Raw genomic sequence first — 21,857 nt, 5'->3', positions numbered from 1 at the left:
CCAAACCGCGCTGAATGTTATTACGTTACAAGGAATCGCGGTAAACGTATTTTGCCAATGGATGCTGTTTGGCGCGTAAATCGCGCACAAAGAACTGCGCCACTTTAGACGCGCCCACCACGTTTAAATGCGTATTATCGATTTTCCCTTCTGGATAGCGGGTGTACAGATCGGACGGTACCTGAATAAAGTATTGCTGACTGGCCGGCTCGCCAATCTCCTGTAAGAAGCTACAGGTTTGGTCGTTCAGGTCAAAAAAAGTTACGTTTTCTTCCTGTGCTACCTGTTTAGCCGCATTGGCATAATCAATTAGCTTGCGCTGTAATTTCCCTTCACTGTCGAAGTGTCTGCGACAAATAGAGCTGGCAATCATGGGAATGGCATCCTTGGCGCGCACATCAGCAATGTATTGCTTCAGAAACGCGGGGTAATCTTTCTCTACCGATGCATAGCGGGCGGGATCATCGGCTTTCTGGTCGTTATGACCAAACTGAATTAACACGTAATCACCCGCTTTCAGTTCCGACAACACCAGTGCCCAGCGTCCTTCGTTAATAAACCGTCGGGTACTGCGACCATTGGCTGCATGGTTCACAATTTCCAGTTCTTCGTTCGTGTATTCCGGGAGTAATTGCCCCCAGCCGCGCTCGGGGTAAGCAAGGTTAGGCTTGTCGGCCATGGTAGAGTCGCCCACCAGGTGAAGTGCAACACGGGTCGGATCCCAGGCGCTGGCGGGGACACACACGGCAATAAGTGCAATAAGAGCAAAGAGTTTATTCATGCGATTTCCTTAAAACGAAAAAAGGCCATTAAGAATAATGGCCTTTGCTTAGGACACTAAAAAATTACATTCTGTAGCTGGCGCCCAGGAAGAACTGGCGACCTGTTTGAGCAACGCTCCATACGCGACCACCAACGTTTGGTGATGTGTAGTCTACGATTGGCTCATCGGTAAGGTTAATGCCTTCCAGAGTGATCTTTAAGTTCTCAGATACGTTGTAGCTGGCCGAGAAATCAACGTGAGTCGTTGCACCTACATAACGTTGTTTATTCAGGTCATTGTTAAATGACGTGGTAAATTCGTCGCGGTTGGCAATCGAAATACGCGCACTGAATACATCATCTTCCCAATAAACGGTGAAGTTAGAAGACTTTTCAGACAATCCGGTTAACTTAACATCTGAGTTTACAAACGTCATGTTGGCCAGGATACCAAATTTCTGCATCCACTCAGGTCCTGGCAAGAAGTTCAACACTTGCTGATACTGGAACTCAGTACCATCAAGCTTGCCACCTTCACCGTTTACAGTGCGACGAACCTGGAAGTCAAGATTGTTAGCAATATCAGCCTGTCCACCCAGTACGCTGTCTGGTAAGCCTACTTGCTGCCAGTTAAGCGTTGTAGTTTCGCTGGTTGGGAATGATTCGATATCTTTCACGAAATACGCAACTGAGAACAGTGCACCTTCATCGAAGTAGTATTCGGCAGACAAATCAAAGTTTGTTGCGCGGAATGGGTCGATGAACGGGTTACCATAGCTAACTGTAAGGTTAAATGCATCAACACTTCCACCTGGAGACAGTGTGCTAAGGCTTGGACGTGACATAACATCTGCATATGCAGCGCGAAGCACCAGATCTTCAGTTACATCCAGCGCTAAGTTAACTGATGGTAGGGTGTCTGAATAATCGTTTTTAACCGAAGTTTCATCGCCATTTACCAGACCTTTAGATTCTACGTCGGTTGTAGCGTAACGAACACCTGCGTTACCGCGTAGGTCCATGTCGCCCAGCTCTACGAAGAAGTCAGCCTGAATGAAATAGCTTAAGTTTTCTTCGTTTACTTCATAGGTATCACCGCTGTTAGGCGCATAAGACCAGCCGCCACTTGCAAGAAACTGTGGGATCTGAGCATTGGATGCCATAAAGAAGGATTGTCCACCAGCGTTGATTGTTCTGCCGTCAGAAGCAGTCAGTACGTTGCTGATACCATATGCTACGCCATCTGCTGCGCCGTCTGCTGCATCGGCAGATTCAAATGTTTTGTCTGCACGCCAGCCGTCGATTTCATAGGAGTAATCTTTGTACGTTACACCACCTTTCAGGGTTACGATGTCATTTACGATGTACTCAAAGTCTGCGCGGGCGTTGTCATAACTGGAGCTCGCTTTGTACAAACGGTCACGGTACTCTGACAGTTCCCAGTTTGCAGGGTTTGTTGTATCAAAGCTGTAATCAATTTGCGGGCTCATTTGATTAGTAAAGTCATAGGTTACCGCAGATGTGCTGTTTGCATAATCGAGCATACGGCGCGAATCATTCACACCAAAGTGTTCATAGATCACGGTTACTTCACGGTTATCCAAATCAGAAGACGACGTACCGATTAAAGCATTAACGGTTAAGTTGTCACCAATGTGCTGCTTCAGATCAACGCTGAATTGTGTAAATTCAGATTCCCAGTTTGATACGAAGTGTTCAGAGCGGACGTCAACTTCATGAACAGTTGCAGCAATGAGACTATCGTTTGCGTCTACTGTGTAATCGGTTAAATATGACTGACCAACACCCAAAGAGTTTGTACGAGCCAGTGAAATAGCCTGCATGAAGGGCTCATTGCGCACTGATTCGATAGTAGCGTATAAAGCGTCAACGGTAATGGTTGTATCGTCGCTTGGCGCAAATTGGAGAGAGGCTGTTAAACCAGTGCGATCCTGATCGTGCGTTTTGTCAGCAAAACGCGGGAAACGAGGGTGCCAGTAGCTGCTTAAATCTTCAGTTTGTGTGCCCAGGCAGCTTGAATCAGTACAGAAACCGTCATCTTCCCAACGGCCCGTATCAGAACCAACGTTATTCACCATACGTGATGAAAATGAAGCCGATACCAGGAAACCCAGTGTGCGGTCATCGTTAGTGTAACTTGCCAATGCAGACAAGCGCGGTGTCGCTTCTTGAGACTGGTCGTTGTAAGACGCCTGACCATTTAGCACTACAACATTTTCTTTAAAATCGAAAGGGCGACCGGTAGTCAGATCAACTGTTGCACCTAATGTGCCTTCTTCCAGTTCTGAAGAGGCTGTTTTGTATACTTTGATTTGGTTAAACAGTTCAGAGGCAAATACGTTAAAGTCGAACGCACGGTCTTTACGTACACCACCGGTGCCCGCAGACAGCGATTGCGCTTGCATGCCGTTAAGCTGAACACGGGTGAAATCTGAGCTTAAGCCACGAACGGTAATTTCACGTCCTTCACCTGCCTCACGGCTAATTGCAATACCTGGAATACGTTGCAGTGATTCTGCGATGTTTTGATCCGGGAAGTCGGCAATATCTTCCGCCAGAATGGTATCAACGGAGCTGGTAGACGCGCGCTTGGTGATCAGCGCTTTTTGCAAGCTGTCGGCAAAGCTCGACGCGCGAACTTCAATTACCTCAACCATATCTTCGTTGGTTTCGGCACTCTGAGCAAATACAGCAGTAGGAGAAAGCATAGCGCACGCTACAGCAATACTAATAGGTGCTTTTTTAAAGGACTTGGCAAATTTCATTCGTGGTTCCTCACGTTTTATCGCGCCTGCTTCAGACATTGTTTAATAGCAGACACATTGTGTGCATGGGTACTAATGCTTGCATCACCTGTTATTTTTATTTTTGAAGTTTACAAGCGATTAACAATATATGCCTTTATGCTACCGGTGGCAATAGGGTGTTTTTAATTTTTTACATTTTTTGCACACAATTTCACAATTGGTAATGCTGTTTCAGAATAAAAAACACTCAGATGAATGGTGTGTATTTAGCGGTGAATGCATTTTTAAGCTATATTAAACAATAATTTAATTTATTTTTGACGATTGACTGGCTTTTGTGAGGAATTCCATTTACAACTTGACAACATGGTTCAAGTTAACCAAAATGCTACCGGTAGCAATAAGCGTTTCAATTTTGTTAACACAGGGGTAGATAATGGCTAACAAGCTAATCAAGGTTGTCCTTATGTCACTAGGAATGGCAGTGGGCAGCAGCATGGTTCAGGCAGAGCCACTGGATAATACTAAGGCCTGGTCGCAACGTATGGTGGAATCTGAAATGGTTCGCTTTCCACAAGCCTGGATGATGGACTGGGATGAAAAGCCAACCTGGGATTATGTTCATGGTTTAAACCTGCTTGCCTTTTCCCGTGTGTATGAGCAAACCGGCGATCAGCGTTACTTTGATTACCTGAAAGGGTACTACGACACACTGATTGACGATAAGGGCAATATCGCCACTTATAAAAAAGAGAAGTTTAATATCGATATGATCAACGCAGGCAAGGTACTGTTCTTCCTGTACGATCAAACCGGTGATAAGAAATACATGCTGGCGGCTGACAAGCTGCGTGAACAGTTTGACGAGCATCCACGCACCAGCGAAGGCGGATTCTGGCATAAGCAACGCTATCCCTACCAGATGTGGTTGGATGGCCTGTACATGGGCGCGCCTTTCTATGCCGAATACATTATGCGCAGTGGAAAAACGGAGCAACTGGACGACGTTTTTCTGCAATTCGAACTGATTGAAAAGCACCTTTATGATGCTAAAACTGGCCTGCCGCGTCATGGCTGGGATGAATCACGCGAGCAAAAATGGGCAGACAACGCTACCGGTTTGTCGCCTCACCACTGGTCTCGCGCACTGGGCTGGTATGCCATGGCAATGGCTGATGTGCTGGATATCGTGCCGCCTCATCTGTCTAAACGTGCCTGGTTGGCCTCGCGCTTTGAAAATCTGATGACGCAGGTTGTGAAATACCAACATTCAACCGGTACCTGGTATCAGGTAACAGACCTGGGCGACCGCAAAGGTAACTATCTGGAAGCGTCTGGTTCGGCTATGTTGACCTATGCCATGGCGAAAGGCGTTAATTTGGGCGTGTTACCTGCTGACTTTAAAAAGCATGCTGAGAAAGGCTTTGCTGGCTTGGTAGATCAGATGATTTCAGTTGATCCGCAAACCAATGTTATTACGCTTGAGAAGGTATGTGAAGTTGCTGGGCTTGGCGGTAACCCTTACCGCGATGGAAGTTTTGAGTACTACATGAGTGAGCCAATTCGCCCGAATGATCCAAAAGGGGTGGGCCCGTTCATTCTGGCAGCCGTTGAACTGGGTAAGTAGTTCATGTCAGCGGTTAAGTTTTGGGGCTTGGGTATTTTGTTAACCGGCCTTTGTGGCTGCGGTGGCGCTCATCCACCGCAGTCACCTCCCATTACCGGTGCGCCTTTACTGCATCAGTCGGATAATGGCGACGGGACTTACCGCAACCCTATTTTGCATATCGACTATTCCGATCCGGATGTGGTAGCCGTAAATAACAACTACTACATGACTGCATCCAGCTTTAATGCAGTGCCCGGCCTGCCAATTCTGCATTCCACGGATTTAGTAAACTGGACGTTGATTAACTACGCGTTGCCCATTCAGGTGCCGGCAGAACATTATGCCCGTCCACAACATGGCAATGGCGTGTGGGCACCCAATATTCGGTTTCACGACAATCAATTCTGGATCTTCTACCCCGACCCGGATTTCGGCATTTACGTGGTTACCGCTGAAGATCCCGCAGGCAAATGGAGTGAACCTCGTCTCATTTTACCGGGTAAAGGATTAATTGATCCTACTCCGCTGTGGGACGACGATGGCCAGGCCTGGCTACTACATGGTTGGGCCAAAAGCCGCGCCGGCTTTAATAATGTACTGAGTTTACGCAGCATGGCGAATGACACCAGTTGGGTGTCAGACGACTACACTCATGTTGTGGATGGACATGCATTACCGGGTTACCGCACGCTGGAAGGCCCCAAGTTTTACAAGCGCAATGGGTATTACTATATCTTTGCGCCCGCAGGTGGGGTTGAAACGGGCTGGCAGTCGGTATTTCGTGCAAAAAATATTGCCGGGCCCTATGAAAGCAAAATCGTAATGGACCAGGGCAACACCCTAATCAATGGTCCTCACCAGGGTGCCTGGGTGCATACTGCTCACAATGAAGACTGGTTTATTCATTTCCAGTCTCGCAAAGCTTACGGCAGGATTGTGCACTTACAGCCTGTTGTGTGGCAGAACGACTGGCCTATTATTGGTCAGGATAGCGATAACGACAGCATTGGTGAACCGGTGTATCGCTATAAAAAGCCTAAAAGTTTAAATAGTGTAAAAATAACTGCTCAGCCCACCAGTGAGGAATTTAACAACAAGCAATTTGGCTTACAATGGCAGTGGAACGCGAATCCGGGAGAGAACTGGTACAGCTGGGAAACTGAATCACAGATTCGCCTGCAAGCCATGCCTAAAGTGCCTGAAACCGGCAACAATTTGTGGATGACACCTAATTTATTGCTGCAAAAGTTGCCCGCTCAACAATATCAGGTACGAATGAAAATGACCGTGCCAGCACAAACCGCTTCTCTGGAAGCCGGGCTGTTACTGTTTGGCGAGGACTACGCCTGGGTTGGGATTAAAGCAATCCATGGTCAGCCTCATCTGGTATATGTGCAATGTCGCAATGCCCGCACCGGTTGTGACGAGAACGTGCACGACTATGGTCCGTTAACCCATACCACCGTTGAATTGCGCTATATTTTGGCGTCAGATGCCACCGCCGTGTTTGGTTATCGCTATAACGACGCTGAACCGTTTACGGCAGTGGGAGAACAATTTATTGCTCGGCGTGGTCGTTGGGTAGGTGCTAAAACCGGGATCTTTGCGGTAACCAATCCGCTAGATACAGAGCCGGAGCTGCCTAATGCGCACCCTGCCGGTTTCGTGGATGTGGATTACGTAAATTTCATTCCGATGAACAGAGAGTAAACGGAGTATCACGTTGAAACGACAGCTAATCTCCCTTGCATTAACCCTGATAGCGACACTGTGGCTGCCAGCGCTGGCACAGGACAGCGTCTATCAGGTTGATGATGGCTACACGCCCGGAGAGCGTTTCGCGCGTTACAAAGCCGAACATCCTGAATTACAGTGGCCAGCACTGCAATTTCGCGAGGGGCAGACCGTTGAGTTTGAACGGCCCTACAAGTCACTTGGTAGTCGTGATTTACATATAGATACTTTCTTTCCGTCGGCCGAAAATCACAACGGCCAGGCCATAATATTTATCCATGGCGGCGGTTGGCGCGCAGGTAACAAATCCAATTTCTATCCGTTGGCCAATAAGCTGGCTCAACTTGGGTATACCGTATTTACCCCCGAATATCGATTGTCGATAGAAGCGCAATATCCAGCCGGTATGCAGGATATTACAGATGCAATTTTGTGGGTAAAGTCGAACAGCGAAGCGCTGATGATACACCCTCAGAAAGTCGCTATCGGCGGCGGCTCTTCCGGTGGGCAAATGGCCGCGTTAGCCGGGTATACCGCGCATACCTCTTTATACAAATCTGACAGCCACAAATCGGACAGTCACAGTGACACCAGCGTTAACGCTGTGATTGATCTTGATGGTGTGCTGGATTTTACCACACCACTTGCCCTGAAATTTGAGAACAAACGCAAAGCAACCTCAGCGGCGGCGATGTGGCTGGGCGCTGACTACGAGGCAAACCCGGCACGCTGGAAAGAAGCGTCTGCTGCTACGCACGTAAACAAGGCTGCACCGCCAACGCTGGTGATCAGCAGCGGTCAAATCCGCTTCACTGCCGGACATGAGGCAGTGGGGCAAGCACTCAATCAATACGGCATCCATTACGAATTTGTTGCGCTGCCGCCTACTATTCACACATTTTGGTTGTTTGAACCTTATTTGAGTCAGACAACTGACACTATTCATACCTTTTTACAGCGTGTTGCAACGCAAGGAGTACCCCAGTGACAATGTCGATGAACCGTCGGTCTTTATTAAAATTAATGGGTACGGGCTCAGCCGCCATGGGTGCGCTAACAATGTCAGGTTGTACCGGCAGTGCTTCTGCAAACAGTGATTTTGCCTGGAATGAGCAGGCCAACGCGATCCGGGCGCGCATTGTGCCACCGAGTTTCCCATCACGTAGTGCCGTTATTACCGAGTTCGGTGCCAAAGCGGGTAGCGGTGAGAACGCCAGTGCCGCCATTCATGCCGCTATCGATGCGATTGCTCAGCAAGGTGGTGGGCGCGTGGTAGTGCCTAAAGGGGAATTCCATACCGGCCCTGTGCATTTAAAGTCTAATATCAATTTACACATCGAAGAAGGGGCAACACTGCACTTTTTAACCGACCCCGAACTCTATAAACCCTATGTATTCACGCGTTGGGAAGGCACTGAATTAATGGGCTATTCCCCACTGATTTATGCCTATGAGCAAACCAATGTAGCGATCACCGGAAAAGGCACCCTGGAAGGCGGCGGTAGCCCTAACCACTGGTGGCCCTGGAAAGGCAGTTGGAAAGAAGCTGGTTGGGGTGATCATCCGGTAGAAAACCAAAAATTTACTCGCGATGTGTTGCGTCAAATGGCGGAAGATCAGGTGCCGGTAGCCGAGCGCGTATTCGAGGAGAACTACCTGCGCCCACCGTTTATTCAGCCCTATAAATGCAAAAACGTACTCATTGAAGGCGTTACGGTTAAAAATTCGCCATTCTGGCTGGTTAATCCGGTGTTGTGTGAAAACGTAACGGTTACCGGCGTGCATTGCGAGAGCCATGGACCTAACTCTGACGGCTGTGACCCGGAAAGCTGTAAAGACGTGCTAATTGAAAACTGTGTGTTTGATACCGGTGATGACTGTATTGCCATTAAATCGGGCCGCAATGCGGATGGTCGCAGAGTGGCAGCGCCGTGCGAAAACATCCTTATTAATGCCTGCAAAATGAAAGCGGGGCACGGCGGTGTGGTGATCGGCAGTGAAATTTCCGGCGGGGTGAAAAATTTGTATGCTCAGCATTGTGAAATGAGTAGCCCGGACCTGGACCGCGGGATCCGCATTAAAACCAATTCCATTCGCGGCGGGCATTTACAAAATCTGAATTACCGTCACTTGCGCATTGGTAAAGTAAAAGACGCCATTGTGATCAACTTCTATTACGAAGAGGGTAATGTTGGGCAGTTTATGCCTACGCTTGAAGCGATCTCAATTGAAAGCTTGCATGTGGTAGAAGCTAAGCGCGCTTTTGTGATGCGCGGTTATCCTCATACGCCCATCACGGGCGTTTCGCTGAAAAATATTACCATCGAAAAAGCCGAAAAAGACTCTGTAATAGAGAATGTGGCCGGGATCACGCAGGAAAATATCGTGATTAACGGCAAGGCCACGGTGATCTAATATGCTTATTCAGGGACGAATCGCCGGGCTGCTAGCGCTACTGGTGCTGCTTGCTGGTGGCTGTGGCTCGCAGCCTCAAACGCTGAATGAGCGTATTGATGCCAGAGTATTCGCTACACCGGGTGACGGTACTTATACCTCAGTACAAGCTGCCGTAGATGCTGCACCAAACGGACAGAGCTGGACCATTTTTATTGGCCCGGGTGTCTTTGAGGAACGGGTGATCATAAATAAATCCGGTATAAGGCTGGTGGGTAGCGGAAAACGTGAAACCACGATTGCTTATACCCGTTATGCTGGCGAGCCGGTGACGCCCGGCAGTACCTCTGGATCGGAAGAAACATGGGGTACGTTTCGCACCGCCGTGGTAGAAGTATTGGCGCCCGACGTCAGCCTGTTCGATTTAACCATCGAGAACACCTACGATTACCCTGCTGATGACAAGTTACCGAAAGGGCATCCAAACAAAATCCGTGGCACTCAGGCCGTGGCATTAAAGATTGCAGAACAAGCGGACCGCACCGTATTGCAACGCGTTGCGCTAATGGGTTATCAGGATACGCTGTACGCCGAGTCAGGCCGAACTTACATTGCCGATAGCGAAATATTCGGGCATGTGGATTTTATTTTTGGTGCGGGAAATGTGTTGTTTGACTATACGGATGTGATCTCTCGCCCCAGAGCGCATCCGATGACATTCACCGGTTATGTGACTGCGCCCAGCACGTTAATTGAGCAAGACTACGGCTTTACCTTTTTAAATTGCAGGTTACTGCGCGAGATTGGTGTGCCCAATAACAGCGTACCGCTTGGCAGACCCTGGCACCCCACCACCACATTTGCAGATGGCAGATATGCCAATCCAAACGCCATTGGTAAAAGCACCTTTATTAATACCTTTATGGACAGCCACATTGCTCAGGTAGGGTGGAGCAGTATGGGGGGAACCGCTAAAGACGGTACGCGAAAGCAGTTTATGCCACTGAACGATGCCCGTTTCAGTGAATACGGCAGTTATGGGCCGGGTGCGTATAACAACGCCGACAGACCCCAGCTATCCGATGCTGAACTCTCTCATTACACCCCAGATGCGGTGTTGAATCACTGGACACCCACTACATTGTCCAGGGCGGCGCATCGCCAGCTCATTCAATAAATCGTGCTGCCGGAGCTAAGGTATTCAGGCTCCGGTGGCAGGTACTCCATATATTGCTCACATTCACCAAAAAAAATTCAAATTTTTTTTAATAAACCCCTTGATCTTGTCTGGGTACTCCCCCATTTAACCACGCAGTAACAATTTTACGGCCCATCTGGGTCAAACTAGGCAAACGGCGTATGACAAATGTGTACGTCGGCTAATCACAAAAATTGAATAGTTAGATTATTCAGGAGATTTGAAAATGGCAATTCGTCCTTTACACGATCGCGTTATCGTCAAGCGCGCAGAGCAAGAAAGCAAATCTGCTGGCGGTATCGTATTGACCGGTTCTGCGGCAGAAAAATCGACTCGCGGTAAGATCATCGCCGTGGGTAACGGTCGCATTCTGGAGAATGGCGAAGTGAAAGCACTAGACGTAAAAGTCGGCGACACCGTTATTTTCAACGACGGTTACGGCGTAAAAACCGAGAAGCTGGATGGCGAAGAAGTGCTCATCATGAGCGAGAACGACATTCTGGCGATCGTAGAGTAATAAACCGTTTAACCGAATTGAGAGGAATTTGAAATGGCAGCTAAAGAAGTACGTTTTGGTGATGACGCCCGCACAAAAATGCTGAGAGGCGTAAACATCCTGGCAAACGCAGTTAAGGTTACCTTAGGTCCAAAAGGCCGTAACGTAATCCTGGATAAGTCATTTGGCGCACCTACCATCACTAAAGATGGTGTATCTGTAGCGAAAGAAATCGAGCTGGACGACAAGTTCGAGAACATGGGCGCACAGATGGTTAAAGAAGTCGCGTCTAAAGCAAACGATGAAGCGGGTGACGGTACTACTACTGCAACTGTACTTGCACAAGCCATCGTTACTGAAGGCCTGAAATCAGTTGCTGCGGGTATGAACCCAATGGACCTGAAGCGCGGTATCGACAAAGCGGTATTAGCAGCGGTTGAAGAACTGAAAGCCCTGTCTACTGAATGTGCCGACAGCAAGTCAATTGCACAGGTAGGTACTATTTCTGCAAACTCTGACTCAGAAGTGGGCGGCATCATTGCAGAAGCAATGGAAAAAGTAGGTAAAGAAGGCGTTATTACTGTTGAAGAAGGCCAAGCGCTGCAAAACGAACTGGAAGTTGTTGAAGGTATGCAGTTTGACCGCGGTTACCTGTCTCCTTACTTCATCAACAACCAGGAAAGCGGTGCGGTTGAATTAGACAACCCATTCATCCTGTTGGCAGACAAGAAAATCTCTAACATCCGTGAATTACTGCCTACTCTGGAAGCAGTAGCAAAAGGCGGCAAGCCATTGCTGATCATTGCTGAAGACGTAGAAGGCGAAGCGCTGGCTACGCTGGTAGTAAACAACATGCGCGGTATCGTTAAAGTGGCTGCGGTTAAAGCACCAGGTTTTGGTGACCGTCGTAAAGCCATGCTGCAGGACATCGCTGTTCTGACTGGCGGTACAGTAATTTCTGAAGAAATTGGTCTGGAACTGGATAAAGTTCAGTTAGAAGACTTAGGTACTGCGAAGCGCGTAGTGATCAGCAAAGACAACACAACTGTAGTTGACGGAGCGGGTGAAGAAGCGTCTATCGTGGCACGTTGTGAGCAAATTCGCGCACAAATCGCTGATTCAACATCAGACTACGACAAAGAAAAACTGCAAGAGCGTCTGGCTAAACTGTCTGGCGGTGTAGCAGTAATCAAAGTTGGCGCAGCAACTGAAGTTGAAATGAAAGAGAAGAAAGACCGCGTAGAAGATGCACTGCATGCAACTCGCGCTGCGGTTGAAGAAGGTGTGGTACCTGGTGGTGGTGTAGCACTGGTACGTGCGGCTGCTAAACTGGTTGACCTGACCGGTGACAACGAAGATCAGACTCACGGTATCAAGCTGGCACTGCGTGCTATGGAAGCGCCACTGCGTCAAATCTCTATCAACTCAGGTGCAGAAGCGTCTGTAGTTGTAAATGCAGTGAAAAACGGTTCTGGTAACTTCGGTTACAACGCGGGCAACGACACCTACGGCGACATGCTGGAAATGGGTATCCTTGACCCAACTAAAGTAACGCGTTCTGCTCTGCAATTTGCTTCTTCTATCGCATCTCTGATGATCACGACAGAAGCAATGGTTGCTGAACTGCCAAAAGATGACGCGCCAGATATGGGCGGCATGGGCGGTATGGGCGGAATGGGCGGTATGGGCGGCATGATGTAAGCCACCCATAAGCTAAACGCTTTTCAGAAAGGCACTCTTCGGAGTGCCTTTTTTATTGCTGCGTAAAATAACTAAACTATCGCTGCCAACCCGTCAATTCACTTTCATGTCGCGCTTTATCTGTGTCTCGCCTTGGCAGGCTAGGCTTACTGATCACTCATTGCTATAGTGAGTGTCCATTACTCAACACACACTTATCCTACATCATTATGAACGTGCCAAAGCGAATCACACCGTTACTTGTTGCCCTAAGCGCAACAGTGCTTACTGCCTGCTCTCAACAGCCCGCTGATGACGCGGTGGCGTTACCGGAGCCTGCGGCTTTTGAAGTGAAGTACGAAAAATTCGTGCTCGATAATGGTCTGGAAGTGGTTTTTCATCAGGACGATTCTGATCCTGTTATTGCTGTGGCGCTTACCTTTCATGTGGGATCGGCCAGAGAGTTGGAAGGGCGTACTGGTTTTGCACACCTATTTGAGCATTTGCTCTTTTTGGAGTCTGAGAATTTAGGTAAAGGTGGGCTGGATGAAATGAGCTCTCGCATTGGGGGCTCAGGCGCAAATGGCTCAACCAGTCGCGACCGCACCAACTACTTTCAAACCGTGCCCAATGACGCATTGGAAAAAATGATTTGGGCGGAAGCCGATAAACTGGGCTTTTTCATTAATACCGTCACTGAAGACGTGCTGGCCAAAGAAAAGCAGGTTGTGAAGAATGAGAAACGCCAGGGCACAGACAACCGCCCCTATGGCCATGCAAATTACGTGGTAGGTAAAAACCTCTACCCCGCTGATCACCCTTACAACTGGCAGGTAATTGGCTCGCTGGAAGATCTGCAAAATGCCACGCTGCAGGACGTAAAGGATTTCTATAACAAGTGGTACGTGCCAAACAATGCCACACTGGTGATCGCCGGCGATTTTGATGCGGAGCAAGCTAAAGCCTGGGTGCATAAGTACTTTGATGAAATCCCCCGCGGCGAAGACATCACGCCATTAGCAGACAGACCTGCCGCATTATCGGCAACGGTGAAGCGTTATTACGAAGACAATTTTGCGCAACTGCCCGAGCTACGTATGGTGTGGCCGGGGGTGGATTTGTATCACAACGATGCCTATGCACTGGATATTCTGATGGCTTTGCTATCTGAAGGTAAAACGGCGCCGCTGAACCGGGTTATCGTAGAAGACAAGCAACTGGCGTCTGACGTTACTTTATACAACAATAATTCCGAGTTGGCAGGCGAGATCATGCTTATTACCCGTGCCTATCCCGGAACGGATCTCAATAATGTGTACGATGGAGTGCAGGAAGCCTTTGCGCGCTTTGAACGCGAAGGGATCCAAGAAGAAGACCTTCAGCGTATAAAGGCAGGCATAGAAACAGAGTTTTACGCCAATTTATCCAGTGTGCTGGGTAAGGCCTTTCAACTGGCGCAGTACAATATTTTTGCTAACGACCCTGGCTACATCAATAAGGAACTTCAGCAATATTTACAGGTAACGCCACAGGATATCGAGCGCGTGTACCATCAGTACATCAAAAGCAAACCTTTTATTGCCACTAGTTTTGTGCCCAAAGGCCAGACTGATCTTATCATCGCCGGCTCTACGCTGGCTGAGGTAGCAGAAGAAAAAATTGTGGCAGAAGGGCGCGGCGAGTCTTTTGATGTGGCCGAAGATTCCGGATATGTAAAAACGCCAACTAAGTTTGATAGAAGTGCAGAGCCGCCTTATGGCGCGTTACCTGTGCCTGCGGTGCCTGATGTGTGGCAATCAGAATTAACCAATGGCTTAGGCTTGTTCGGCATTCAAAGTAATGAACTGCCCATTGTGGACTTTGAGCTTACATTTAAGGGTGGCTTGTTGTCAGAGCAGGCTAACAAGGTGGGCGTGTCGAACTTACTGGCTATGTTATTGCAAAAAGGTACGGCAACCCGCACACCTGAAGAGCTGGAAAAAGCCATTGAGTTACTTGGCGCTGAAATATCAGTGGCAAGCGGGCGTCAGTCAATAACGTTTGCTGGCACTACGCTAGCCCGGCATTACGAAGAAACTATCGCCTTGCTAAAGGAAATGCTGTTGTCGCCGCGCTGGGACGAAAAAGAGTTTCAGCTTGCAAAGCAGGATGTGCTCAGCACCATTGCACAGCAAAGTGCCGACCCCGGCAGCATTGCCGATAATGCCTATTTTAAACTGCTGTATGGCTCTAATCATATTCTGTCGAACAATCCGCTGGGTAGCGAAGCGTCTGTCAGTGCCATTACGCTGGAAGATGTAAAGCAATACTATGCACAAACTCTCTCGCCATCGGTTGCCAATTTCCTGGTGGTTGGTGCGGTGGATGCCGATACGGTTAAAGCCTCGCTTGCGTCGTTAAATCAATCATGGCCAGCGAAACCGGTAGTGCAGCCATCCATTGACACACCGGAACGTCCGAGAGCAGCGAAAGTGTATTTTTACGATGTGCCTGGAGCCAAGCAATCTGAGCTGCGCATCGGTTACGTTGCACTGGCCGAAACCGACAGCGATTTTTATCCTGCAACCTTAATGAACTATAAGTTGGGCGGTGGCGGTTTTGCGTCGCGATTGATGCAAACCCTGCGTGAAGGCAAAGGCTACACCTACGGTGTGCGGTCTGGCTTCAGCGGCACCGATATCCCTGGGCCATTTACTATTTCTTCGGGGGTGCGTACCAATGTAACGTACGAATCCTTGGCGCTGGTAAAAGCCATACTGGGCGAATACGCTGCCACGTTCACGGAGCAGGACCTGGAGAATACCAAGAGCTATTTTACGAAGAGCGCGGCGCGCCAGTTTGAAACGGCAGGCGCCAAGCTATCCATGCTGGATAATATTAGTCGGTACGGATGGCAACCCGACTATGCGCGGCAGCGTCAAAACGTAGTTCAGGCAATCACCCAGCCTGAAATAGAAAAGCTGGCTAAACAGTATGCCAATCCAAATGGCATGATTTGGCTGGTGGCCGGTGATGCAGACACGCAAATGCCACGACTGGCTGAACTGGGATTTGGTGAACCTGTGTTGCTGAATCCGCAGGAATAGTAAGTACTCATTGCCTGAACACTGGGTTGAGACATGCTAAATGAAGCGCCGCACAATGCGGTGCTTTTTTTTCATGACACTTTACACCTACGACAAAGATAGCAATAAAGTAGTACTAAGTTGTTATTAACGTTCCATATTTGAATTGCTATGTTAGTAACTGAAGCGGTCCTTCAAATTCTGCTTTCAACTTTCCTTGTTTAACCTATACTGCGCTGCTCGTCAGCCTCATAGCTATGTTTGCGGTTTTAACGCAACAATCATCTTCCTACATCATATAAATATTAATTATAAGTAAAATGCATTCCATAAATGAAATATAAGGCCCGACCTTCTATTTTTTGCTTTCATTTTGGCTTTGATTTATGCATTATTGGCGTCAGCCGTAGTCCTTTCCAATAAAAACCACAAGAACGGGAAGATTACATAATTGTTATTCATAAGTGAGCTTTATAGTAAGGTCGCTTTACAATTTTGTAGTTAATGGATTAAGCATCTTGTGGCAGCAAATACATACTGACTTGGTCGACGTACCTTTACGCCTGGCCAGGGACCTTTTTGCCCGGAGGAGAGGAGAACACCCTTGCAACTCTTAGTACTAAACGAAGCAAAGCACGCTGTAGATACAGATGTAGCAGAGCGCCGGTGTGCGGTAACGCCAAACACCGTAATGCGTCTTAGCCGTATGGGGCTAAACGTGGTGATTGAATCTGACGCCGGTGCGCGTTCAGGCTACACCAACGCAGCCTATACAGAACAAGGCGCAACCATAATTGAAGATGGCACCGAAGCATTAGCCAGCGCAGATATTGTGCTGTATGTGAATCGTCCATCAGATGCCCATTTGGCCAAACTCAGCGAAAACACGCTGGTGATTGGTCATATTGATCCTTTCTTCCAACAGTCGCTGGTTGAACAACTTGCCGCGAAGCAGGTTTCAACCCTGTCTGTTGAAATGATCCCTCGTTCATCGCGCGCACAGAAGATGGATGCCCTGAGTTCACAGGCCAGCTTGGCGGGCTATGTGATGATGCTTCAGGCTGCCAACAGTCTTCCCAGCATTTTGCCTATGATGATGACCCCGTCAGGCACGATTAAGCCTGCCAAAGTATTCATTATTGGTGCAGGTGTAGCGGGCCTTCAGGCTATTGCTACTGCGAAACGTATGGGTGCGAACGTACTGGCATACGATACCCGTCCGGTAGTGGCCGAACAGGTAGAATCGTTAGGCGGTAAGTTCCTGAAAATCGACATTGGTGAAACCGGTCAAACCAAAGACGGCTACGCCAAAGAACTCACTGACGAGCAAAAAGCCAAGCAGCAGGACGCACAACGCGACGCTATTGCCGATTCCGATATCGTGATCACAACGGCACAGTTGTTTGGTCGCAAACCTCCGGTACTCATCCGCAAAGATACGCTGGCGCTTATGAAGCCCGGCAGTGTGGTAGTGGATATGGCTGCGCAGTCTGGCGGTAACGTTGAGGGCTCAGTAGCGGGTAAAACCGTGCAGGTAGAAGGGGTAACGGTAATTGGTACCGGTAACTGGAGCCAGCAGGTTGCCAAAGACGCTACCGACATGTACGCCAATAACCTGTTTAACCTGATTGATGAATTCTTTAATGCTGAAACCAAGCAATTTGAACTCAATCTGGAAGATGAAATTCTGGCGCAAAGTGTGATCACGCACGGTGGCGCCGTAATCAATAACATGCTGAAAAATGCTTACGGGGGGCAGTAAGTCATGGAAACCATTTACCTGATTTTTATTGTACTGCTGGCCGCCTTTTTAGGCTTTGAACTGATTCGCAAAGTGCCAGCTACGCTGCACACGCCATTGATGTCGGGTTCAAACGCCATTTCCGGGATCACCCTGGTAGGTGCGTTAGTGGCTTCGGGTGCTGAAAACGACACACTCACCACTATTTTGGGCACTGCTGCGGTAGCACTGGCAAGCATCAACGTGGTAGGCGGTTACATGGTAACCGACCGCATGTTGGGCATGTTCAAGAAAAAGCAAGGCAAGTAAGGAGATTATGCTGTGAGTAATAATGCAATGATCATCAATCTTGCCTACATAGTGGCAACTACCCTGTTCATTCTGGGGTTGAAACTGTTAAGTCATCCGGGTACCGCCCGCCGCGGAAACTTTGTCTCTGCCATTGGTATGTTTATCGCTGTGGTAGTTACTCTGATAGATCAACAGATCATCAGTTATCACTGGATCCTGCTGGGCTTTGTGCTGGGTGGTGCATACGGTGCGTGGAAAGCCAAGAAAGTTGAAATGACACAAATGCCAGAAATGGTATCGCTATTCAACGGTTTTGGTGGTTTGGCATCACTGCTGCTGGGCTGGGCAACCGTAACCGGTATGAACCAACTCTCTATGGCCACAACCGATGAGCTGGTATTCGTAACGATTTTCCTGACTATCCTGATTGGTGGTGTTACGTTCTCGGGCTCAGTGATTGCCTGGGGCAAACTGTCGGGCAAAATGTCGTCCAAGGCGTTCATTTTTACCGGCCTGCGTGAGCTAAGTATCCTGCATATCATTGGCTTTGTTGCCGTGGGTTACTTGTTTGCAACCGACCCGTCGAATGCACTATGGCTGTATCTGGCAATTGGTCTGGCGCTTAGCTTTGGTGTGTGGGCTACCATATCAATTGGTGGCGCAGACATGCCTGTTGTTATTGCGCTACTGAACTCCTATTCAGGTGTTGCGGCCTGTGCGGCGGGTCTGGCTGTTGCTAACACCATTCTGATTGTAACCGGCTTGCTGGTGGGGGCGTCTGGCCTGATCCTGACTAACATCATGTGTAAAGCCATGAACCGTTCTTTAATGAATGTATTGCTGTCGGGCTTCTCCAAGCCAGTTGAGATGGGTGCAGTGATTGAAGGCGAAGTGAAAATCATGGCCGCTCAGGATGCGTTCTACGTGCTTGAAGCCGCGCAATCCGTGTTGGTTGTGCCGGGTTACGGTATGGCTGTTGCCCAGGCGCAGCACGCAGTTCGTGAACTGCAGTCGTTGCTTGAAGAAAATAATTGCACCGTTGAGTATGCGATTCACCCGGTTGCGGGTCGTATGCCTGGCCATATGAACGTGTTACTGGCCGAGGCCGACGTGCCGTACGATCAACTGTGTGAAATGGATGATGTTAACCCGCGCATGGAAAACTACGATGTGGTTATCGTTATCGGTGCGAACGACGTAGTTAACCCGGCAGCAAAAGAGATGAAAGGCAGCCCAATATACGGTATGCCGGTTATCGAGGTGTATCGCGCGAAAACCGTATTTGTGTTGAAACGCTCCGCCAACGCTGGATTTGCGGGTGTAGATAACCCACTGTTCTTTAAAGACAACACCCGCATGGTATTGGGTGATGCGAAAGACACCATTAACAGCATTATTCGCGAGTTCGGCGACGAATAATCTGCAGGCCAACCGGCCCGGATTGATGCAGTAAATGTAAAAAGCAAAGTGTTGAATACATTTTGCTTTTTTGTTTTTACTGGTGATGGGTTGCCAGCCTACAGGGTAAATACATAGTTGAAATCGTAGTAATGCGCGCCGTTTTCTATGGTGATTTGCATATTGCCGCTCAAGCCGGTTAAGTCACCACTGGCACTATCGGGGATCACCGATACCGTGAGTGAAGCTTCGCCGCGATTCATGGTACCGCTATGTTGCAGAGCAAATGAACCGGCCTTGCCATCGAGTGTGCCGCTAAACTGTTCAATGGCTACATACCCCGCCGAGCCGGGCGTGTCGGTTCGGACACTAAGCATCTGACCTTCACTTGTACCGCAAAGCGCGCCTTTGTAGGTTTTATTCAATAGCATACGGCCAGTGTTTATTTCGTCAGCTTGCGGAGAGAGTTCAACGGAGAATTCGCCCTGTATGTGATGCATAGTTATTACCTCATTCCAAATTGAACAAACTAAAAATTAGTCTGTCCAGTATAAAGGACTTTGCGCAAAATTCATGCTACGGTTTGTGATCTGATTAGCCGCGCATCGCTATTAATTTTGCGAACCCCACTGAATAATTGTTTATGCAATAAAGTTGGTTAAATAGTCATAGCGCTGACATCAAAGGTCGTTATAATACGCGGCTTATTTTAAGTAACATTCTGCGCGCATTTCCTGGATGTGGGCAGCGGATATATCAAAAGGTACATCATGGTTGGACTCTCGTCAGAATGGTCGATCGAAGAAGCTGAGCGCATCTACGGCGTATCCCGCTGGGGCGGCGGTTATTTTAAGATTGGTGAAAATGGTAATGTGCATGTGGTGCCGAATCCTTCGGACCCGTCTGTACTCATCGATTTCAAAGCCGTTATTGATGAAATTCTGGAAGAAGGCGTGCAGCTGCCTGTTGTTATTCGCTTCCACGATGTATTGCGTTCTCAGGTTGCCAATCTGAATACGACTTTCCGAAATACTATTGCCGAAGCCGAATATAACGGCGAGTACAATGGTGTATATCCGGTAAAAGTAAACCAGATGCGTGAAGTGGTTGAAGAAATCGTTGATGCCGGCGAACCTTTCAACTACGGCCTTGAAGCAGGATCAAAAGCCGAGCTAATTACCGCGCTGGCGATGAACAGCAATGAAAATTCACTCACCGTACTGAATGGCTACAAAGACGAAGAATTCATGCGTCTGGCGCTGTTAGGCCGAAAGCTCGGTCGTCGTATGGTCGTGGTGGTAGAGAAATATTCAGAATTACTGCTTTTAGTACGCATTGCCAAAGAACTGGAAATCGAACCTATCATTGGTGTGCGGGCTAAAATGACCGTGAAAGGCCGCGGTAAATGGGAAAGTTCGGGTGGTGAACGGGCCAAGTTTGGTTTAACTATTTCCGAAATTATCAATACAGCGCGCTACCTGAAAGAAGAAGGCATGGCGCACTGTCTGAAACTGTTGCATTTCCACATTGGCAGTCAGCTTACTGATATTCGTTCGGTAAAAGACGCCATTTCCGAAGGCGCGCGTATTTATGCAGAATTGCATAAAATGGGCTTTCCGCTGGATTATGTTGATGTAGGTGGTGGTTTGGGTATCGATTACGATGGCACCGCGTCCACCAGCGAATCGTCGCGTAATTACACCATGCAGGAATACGTGTCTGACGTAGTGTATGGCATGAAGGAAGTGTGTGATCTTGAAGGTGTGCCGCATCCTAATCTGGTGAGCGAAAGTGGGCGGGCAATCACCGCACACCACAGCTGTGTGATCTCTCAAATTGTGGGCGAAATTCGCTCCAACAGTTCTGAGGTAGACACCAGTGAAAGCGAAGGCGAGCATATTTTCGTTACGAATATGCGTGAATTGGCCGAGTCGTTCGAAGAACTCACCAGTATGCAGGAAGTGTATAACGACATATCACAATACAAAGAGCAGGCATTGGACGCGTTTAAATTGCGTGTGTTGTCGCTGGAAGAGCTGGCAAAAATCGAAACGCTGTACTGGCAAATCATTACGCGTTTGCAGGCGTATTACGCCGACGCTGATTATGTGCCAGAAGAGCTTCAGGAGCTTGATTACAGCTTGTCTGCGCAGTATCTGTGTAACTTCTCGATATTTCAATCAGCGGCTGACACCTGGGCAATCGACCAATTGCTTCCTGTTGTGCCCATTACCCGCATGAACGAGCGACCTGAGGTGAACTGTTCACTGGTAGATATTACCTGCGACAGTGACGGCAAAATTGATCAATTTACCATTGGTCGTGAAATCACTGATATTTTACCTCTGCACAAGCTGAAAAAAGACGAGCCTTATTACATTGGGTTGTTTTTAACCGGGGCCTATCAGGACGTAATGGGCGACATGCATAATCTGTTTGGTCGACTGCACGAAGTGCATATTTTCAGCTACGATGACGATCCGGAAGATTTTTACATTGAAGAAATTGTCAAAGGCTCGTCTGTTGAAGATGTGCTGTCGATCATGCAGTACAACCCGCGCGCGATGGCTTCCGATGTCAAACGTCTCATCGATAAGCAGGTTTCCATGGGGAATATCAAACCACGTGAAGGTGTACGCTGGACTGATTTCTACGAGGATTGTTTAAGCGGATATACTTATTTAAAAACGAAGTAAGTATTTACTGGGGGAGCAAACTACG

General features: G+C 48.4%; 15 protein-coding genes. 12 read left to right on the top strand and 3 right to left on the bottom strand.

Features of this window, described 5'->3' with window-relative positions; translation table 11 throughout:
- Window positions 1-25: 25 nt before the first annotated feature.
- A complete protein-coding gene (locus ACLR2L_RS03235; RefSeq protein WP_413365638.1) occupies window positions 26-781 on the bottom strand; it encodes a rhamnogalacturonan acetylesterase in 756 nt (251 codons plus the stop codon).
- Window positions 782-845: 64 nt separating this feature from the next.
- Window positions 846-3,548, bottom strand: a complete 2,703-nt coding sequence (locus ACLR2L_RS03230; RefSeq protein WP_413365636.1) for a TonB-dependent receptor — start codon at window positions 3,546-3,548, stop codon at window positions 846-848.
- Window positions 3,549-3,996: 448 nt separating this feature from the next.
- Between ACLR2L_RS03230 and ACLR2L_RS03225 the strand changes: the two genes are divergently transcribed.
- From ACLR2L_RS03225 to ACLR2L_RS03175, 11 genes are all read left to right on the top strand, one after another.
- Complete coding sequence (locus ACLR2L_RS03225; RefSeq protein ID WP_413365634.1) at window positions 3,997-5,157, top strand: glycoside hydrolase family 88/105 protein; 1,161 nt, start codon at window positions 3,997-3,999, stop codon at window positions 5,155-5,157.
- Between the two features lie 3 nt (window positions 5,158-5,160).
- A complete protein-coding gene (locus ACLR2L_RS03220) occupies window positions 5,161-6,849 on the top strand; it encodes a glycoside hydrolase 43 family protein (RefSeq protein WP_413365632.1) in 1,689 nt (562 codons plus the stop codon).
- A gap of 13 nt (window positions 6,850-6,862) precedes the next feature.
- A complete protein-coding gene (locus ACLR2L_RS03215) occupies window positions 6,863-7,861 on the top strand; it encodes an alpha/beta hydrolase fold domain-containing protein (RefSeq protein ID WP_413365630.1) in 999 nt (332 codons plus the stop codon).
- 2 nt (window positions 7,862-7,863) lie between these two features.
- Window positions 7,864-9,288, top strand: a complete 1,425-nt coding sequence (locus ACLR2L_RS03210; protein WP_413365687.1) for a glycoside hydrolase family 28 protein — start codon at window positions 7,864-7,866, stop codon at window positions 9,286-9,288.
- 1 nt (window position 9,289) lies between these two features.
- Window positions 9,290-10,444: a pectinesterase family protein gene (locus ACLR2L_RS03205; RefSeq protein WP_413365628.1), complete on the top strand. Its 1,155-nt coding sequence runs from the start codon at window positions 9,290-9,292 to the stop codon at window positions 10,442-10,444.
- A gap of 247 nt (window positions 10,445-10,691) precedes the next feature.
- The gene (locus tag ACLR2L_RS03200) at window positions 10,692-10,982 is read left to right on the top strand and encodes a co-chaperone GroES (RefSeq protein ID WP_140957752.1); all 291 of its coding nucleotides are present in this window, start codon (window positions 10,692-10,694) and stop codon (window positions 10,980-10,982) included.
- 33 nt (window positions 10,983-11,015) lie between these two features.
- A complete protein-coding gene (gene groL / locus ACLR2L_RS03195) occupies window positions 11,016-12,662 on the top strand; it encodes a chaperonin GroEL (RefSeq protein ID WP_140957750.1) in 1,647 nt (548 codons plus the stop codon).
- A gap of 215 nt (window positions 12,663-12,877) precedes the next feature.
- Window positions 12,878-15,727 carry a M16 family metallopeptidase gene (locus ACLR2L_RS03190; RefSeq protein ID WP_413365625.1) on the top strand — a complete coding sequence of 950 codons (2,850 nt, stop codon included), beginning with the start codon at window positions 12,878-12,880 and terminating at the stop codon, window positions 15,725-15,727.
- 583 nt (window positions 15,728-16,310) lie between these two features.
- Window positions 16,311-17,468 (top strand): NAD(P) transhydrogenase subunit alpha, encoded by a 1,158-nt coding sequence (locus ACLR2L_RS03185; protein WP_413365623.1) that lies wholly within the window; start codon window positions 16,311-16,313, stop codon window positions 17,466-17,468.
- A 3-nt stretch (window positions 17,469-17,471) separates the two neighbouring features.
- Entirely contained in the window at window positions 17,472-17,756 is a 285-nt protein-coding gene (locus ACLR2L_RS03180; protein ID WP_413365621.1) for an NAD(P) transhydrogenase subunit alpha, read from the top strand.
- 27 nt (window positions 17,757-17,783) lie between these two features.
- Window positions 17,784-19,157 carry an NAD(P)(+) transhydrogenase (Re/Si-specific) subunit beta gene (locus tag ACLR2L_RS03175; protein WP_370298031.1) on the top strand — a complete coding sequence of 458 codons (1,374 nt, stop codon included), beginning with the start codon at window positions 17,784-17,786 and terminating at the stop codon, window positions 19,155-19,157.
- Window positions 19,158-19,255: 98 nt separating this feature from the next.
- Here the strand turns inward: ACLR2L_RS03175 and ACLR2L_RS03170 are convergent, their stop codons facing one another.
- Complete coding sequence (locus ACLR2L_RS03170) at window positions 19,256-19,642, bottom strand: DUF3224 domain-containing protein (protein WP_140957741.1); 387 nt, start codon at window positions 19,640-19,642, stop codon at window positions 19,256-19,258.
- Between the two features lie 264 nt (window positions 19,643-19,906).
- On the opposite strand from ACLR2L_RS03170, the gene speA reads away from it, so the two are divergent.
- Window positions 19,907-21,832 carry a biosynthetic arginine decarboxylase gene (gene speA / locus ACLR2L_RS03165; RefSeq protein ID WP_140957739.1) on the top strand — a complete coding sequence of 642 codons (1,926 nt, stop codon included), beginning with the start codon at window positions 19,907-19,909 and terminating at the stop codon, window positions 21,830-21,832.
- Window positions 21,833-21,857: the final 25 nt, after the last annotated feature.

Origin of the sequence: Alteromonas sp. AMM-1, assembly GCF_047290655.1 — a bacterium.
Classification (GTDB): domain Bacteria; phylum Pseudomonadota; class Gammaproteobacteria; order Enterobacterales; family Alteromonadaceae; genus Alteromonas; species Alteromonas mangrovi.
Note: the sequence above shows the minus strand (reverse complement) of the source record. Positions and strands in the feature narration are given on the sequence as shown.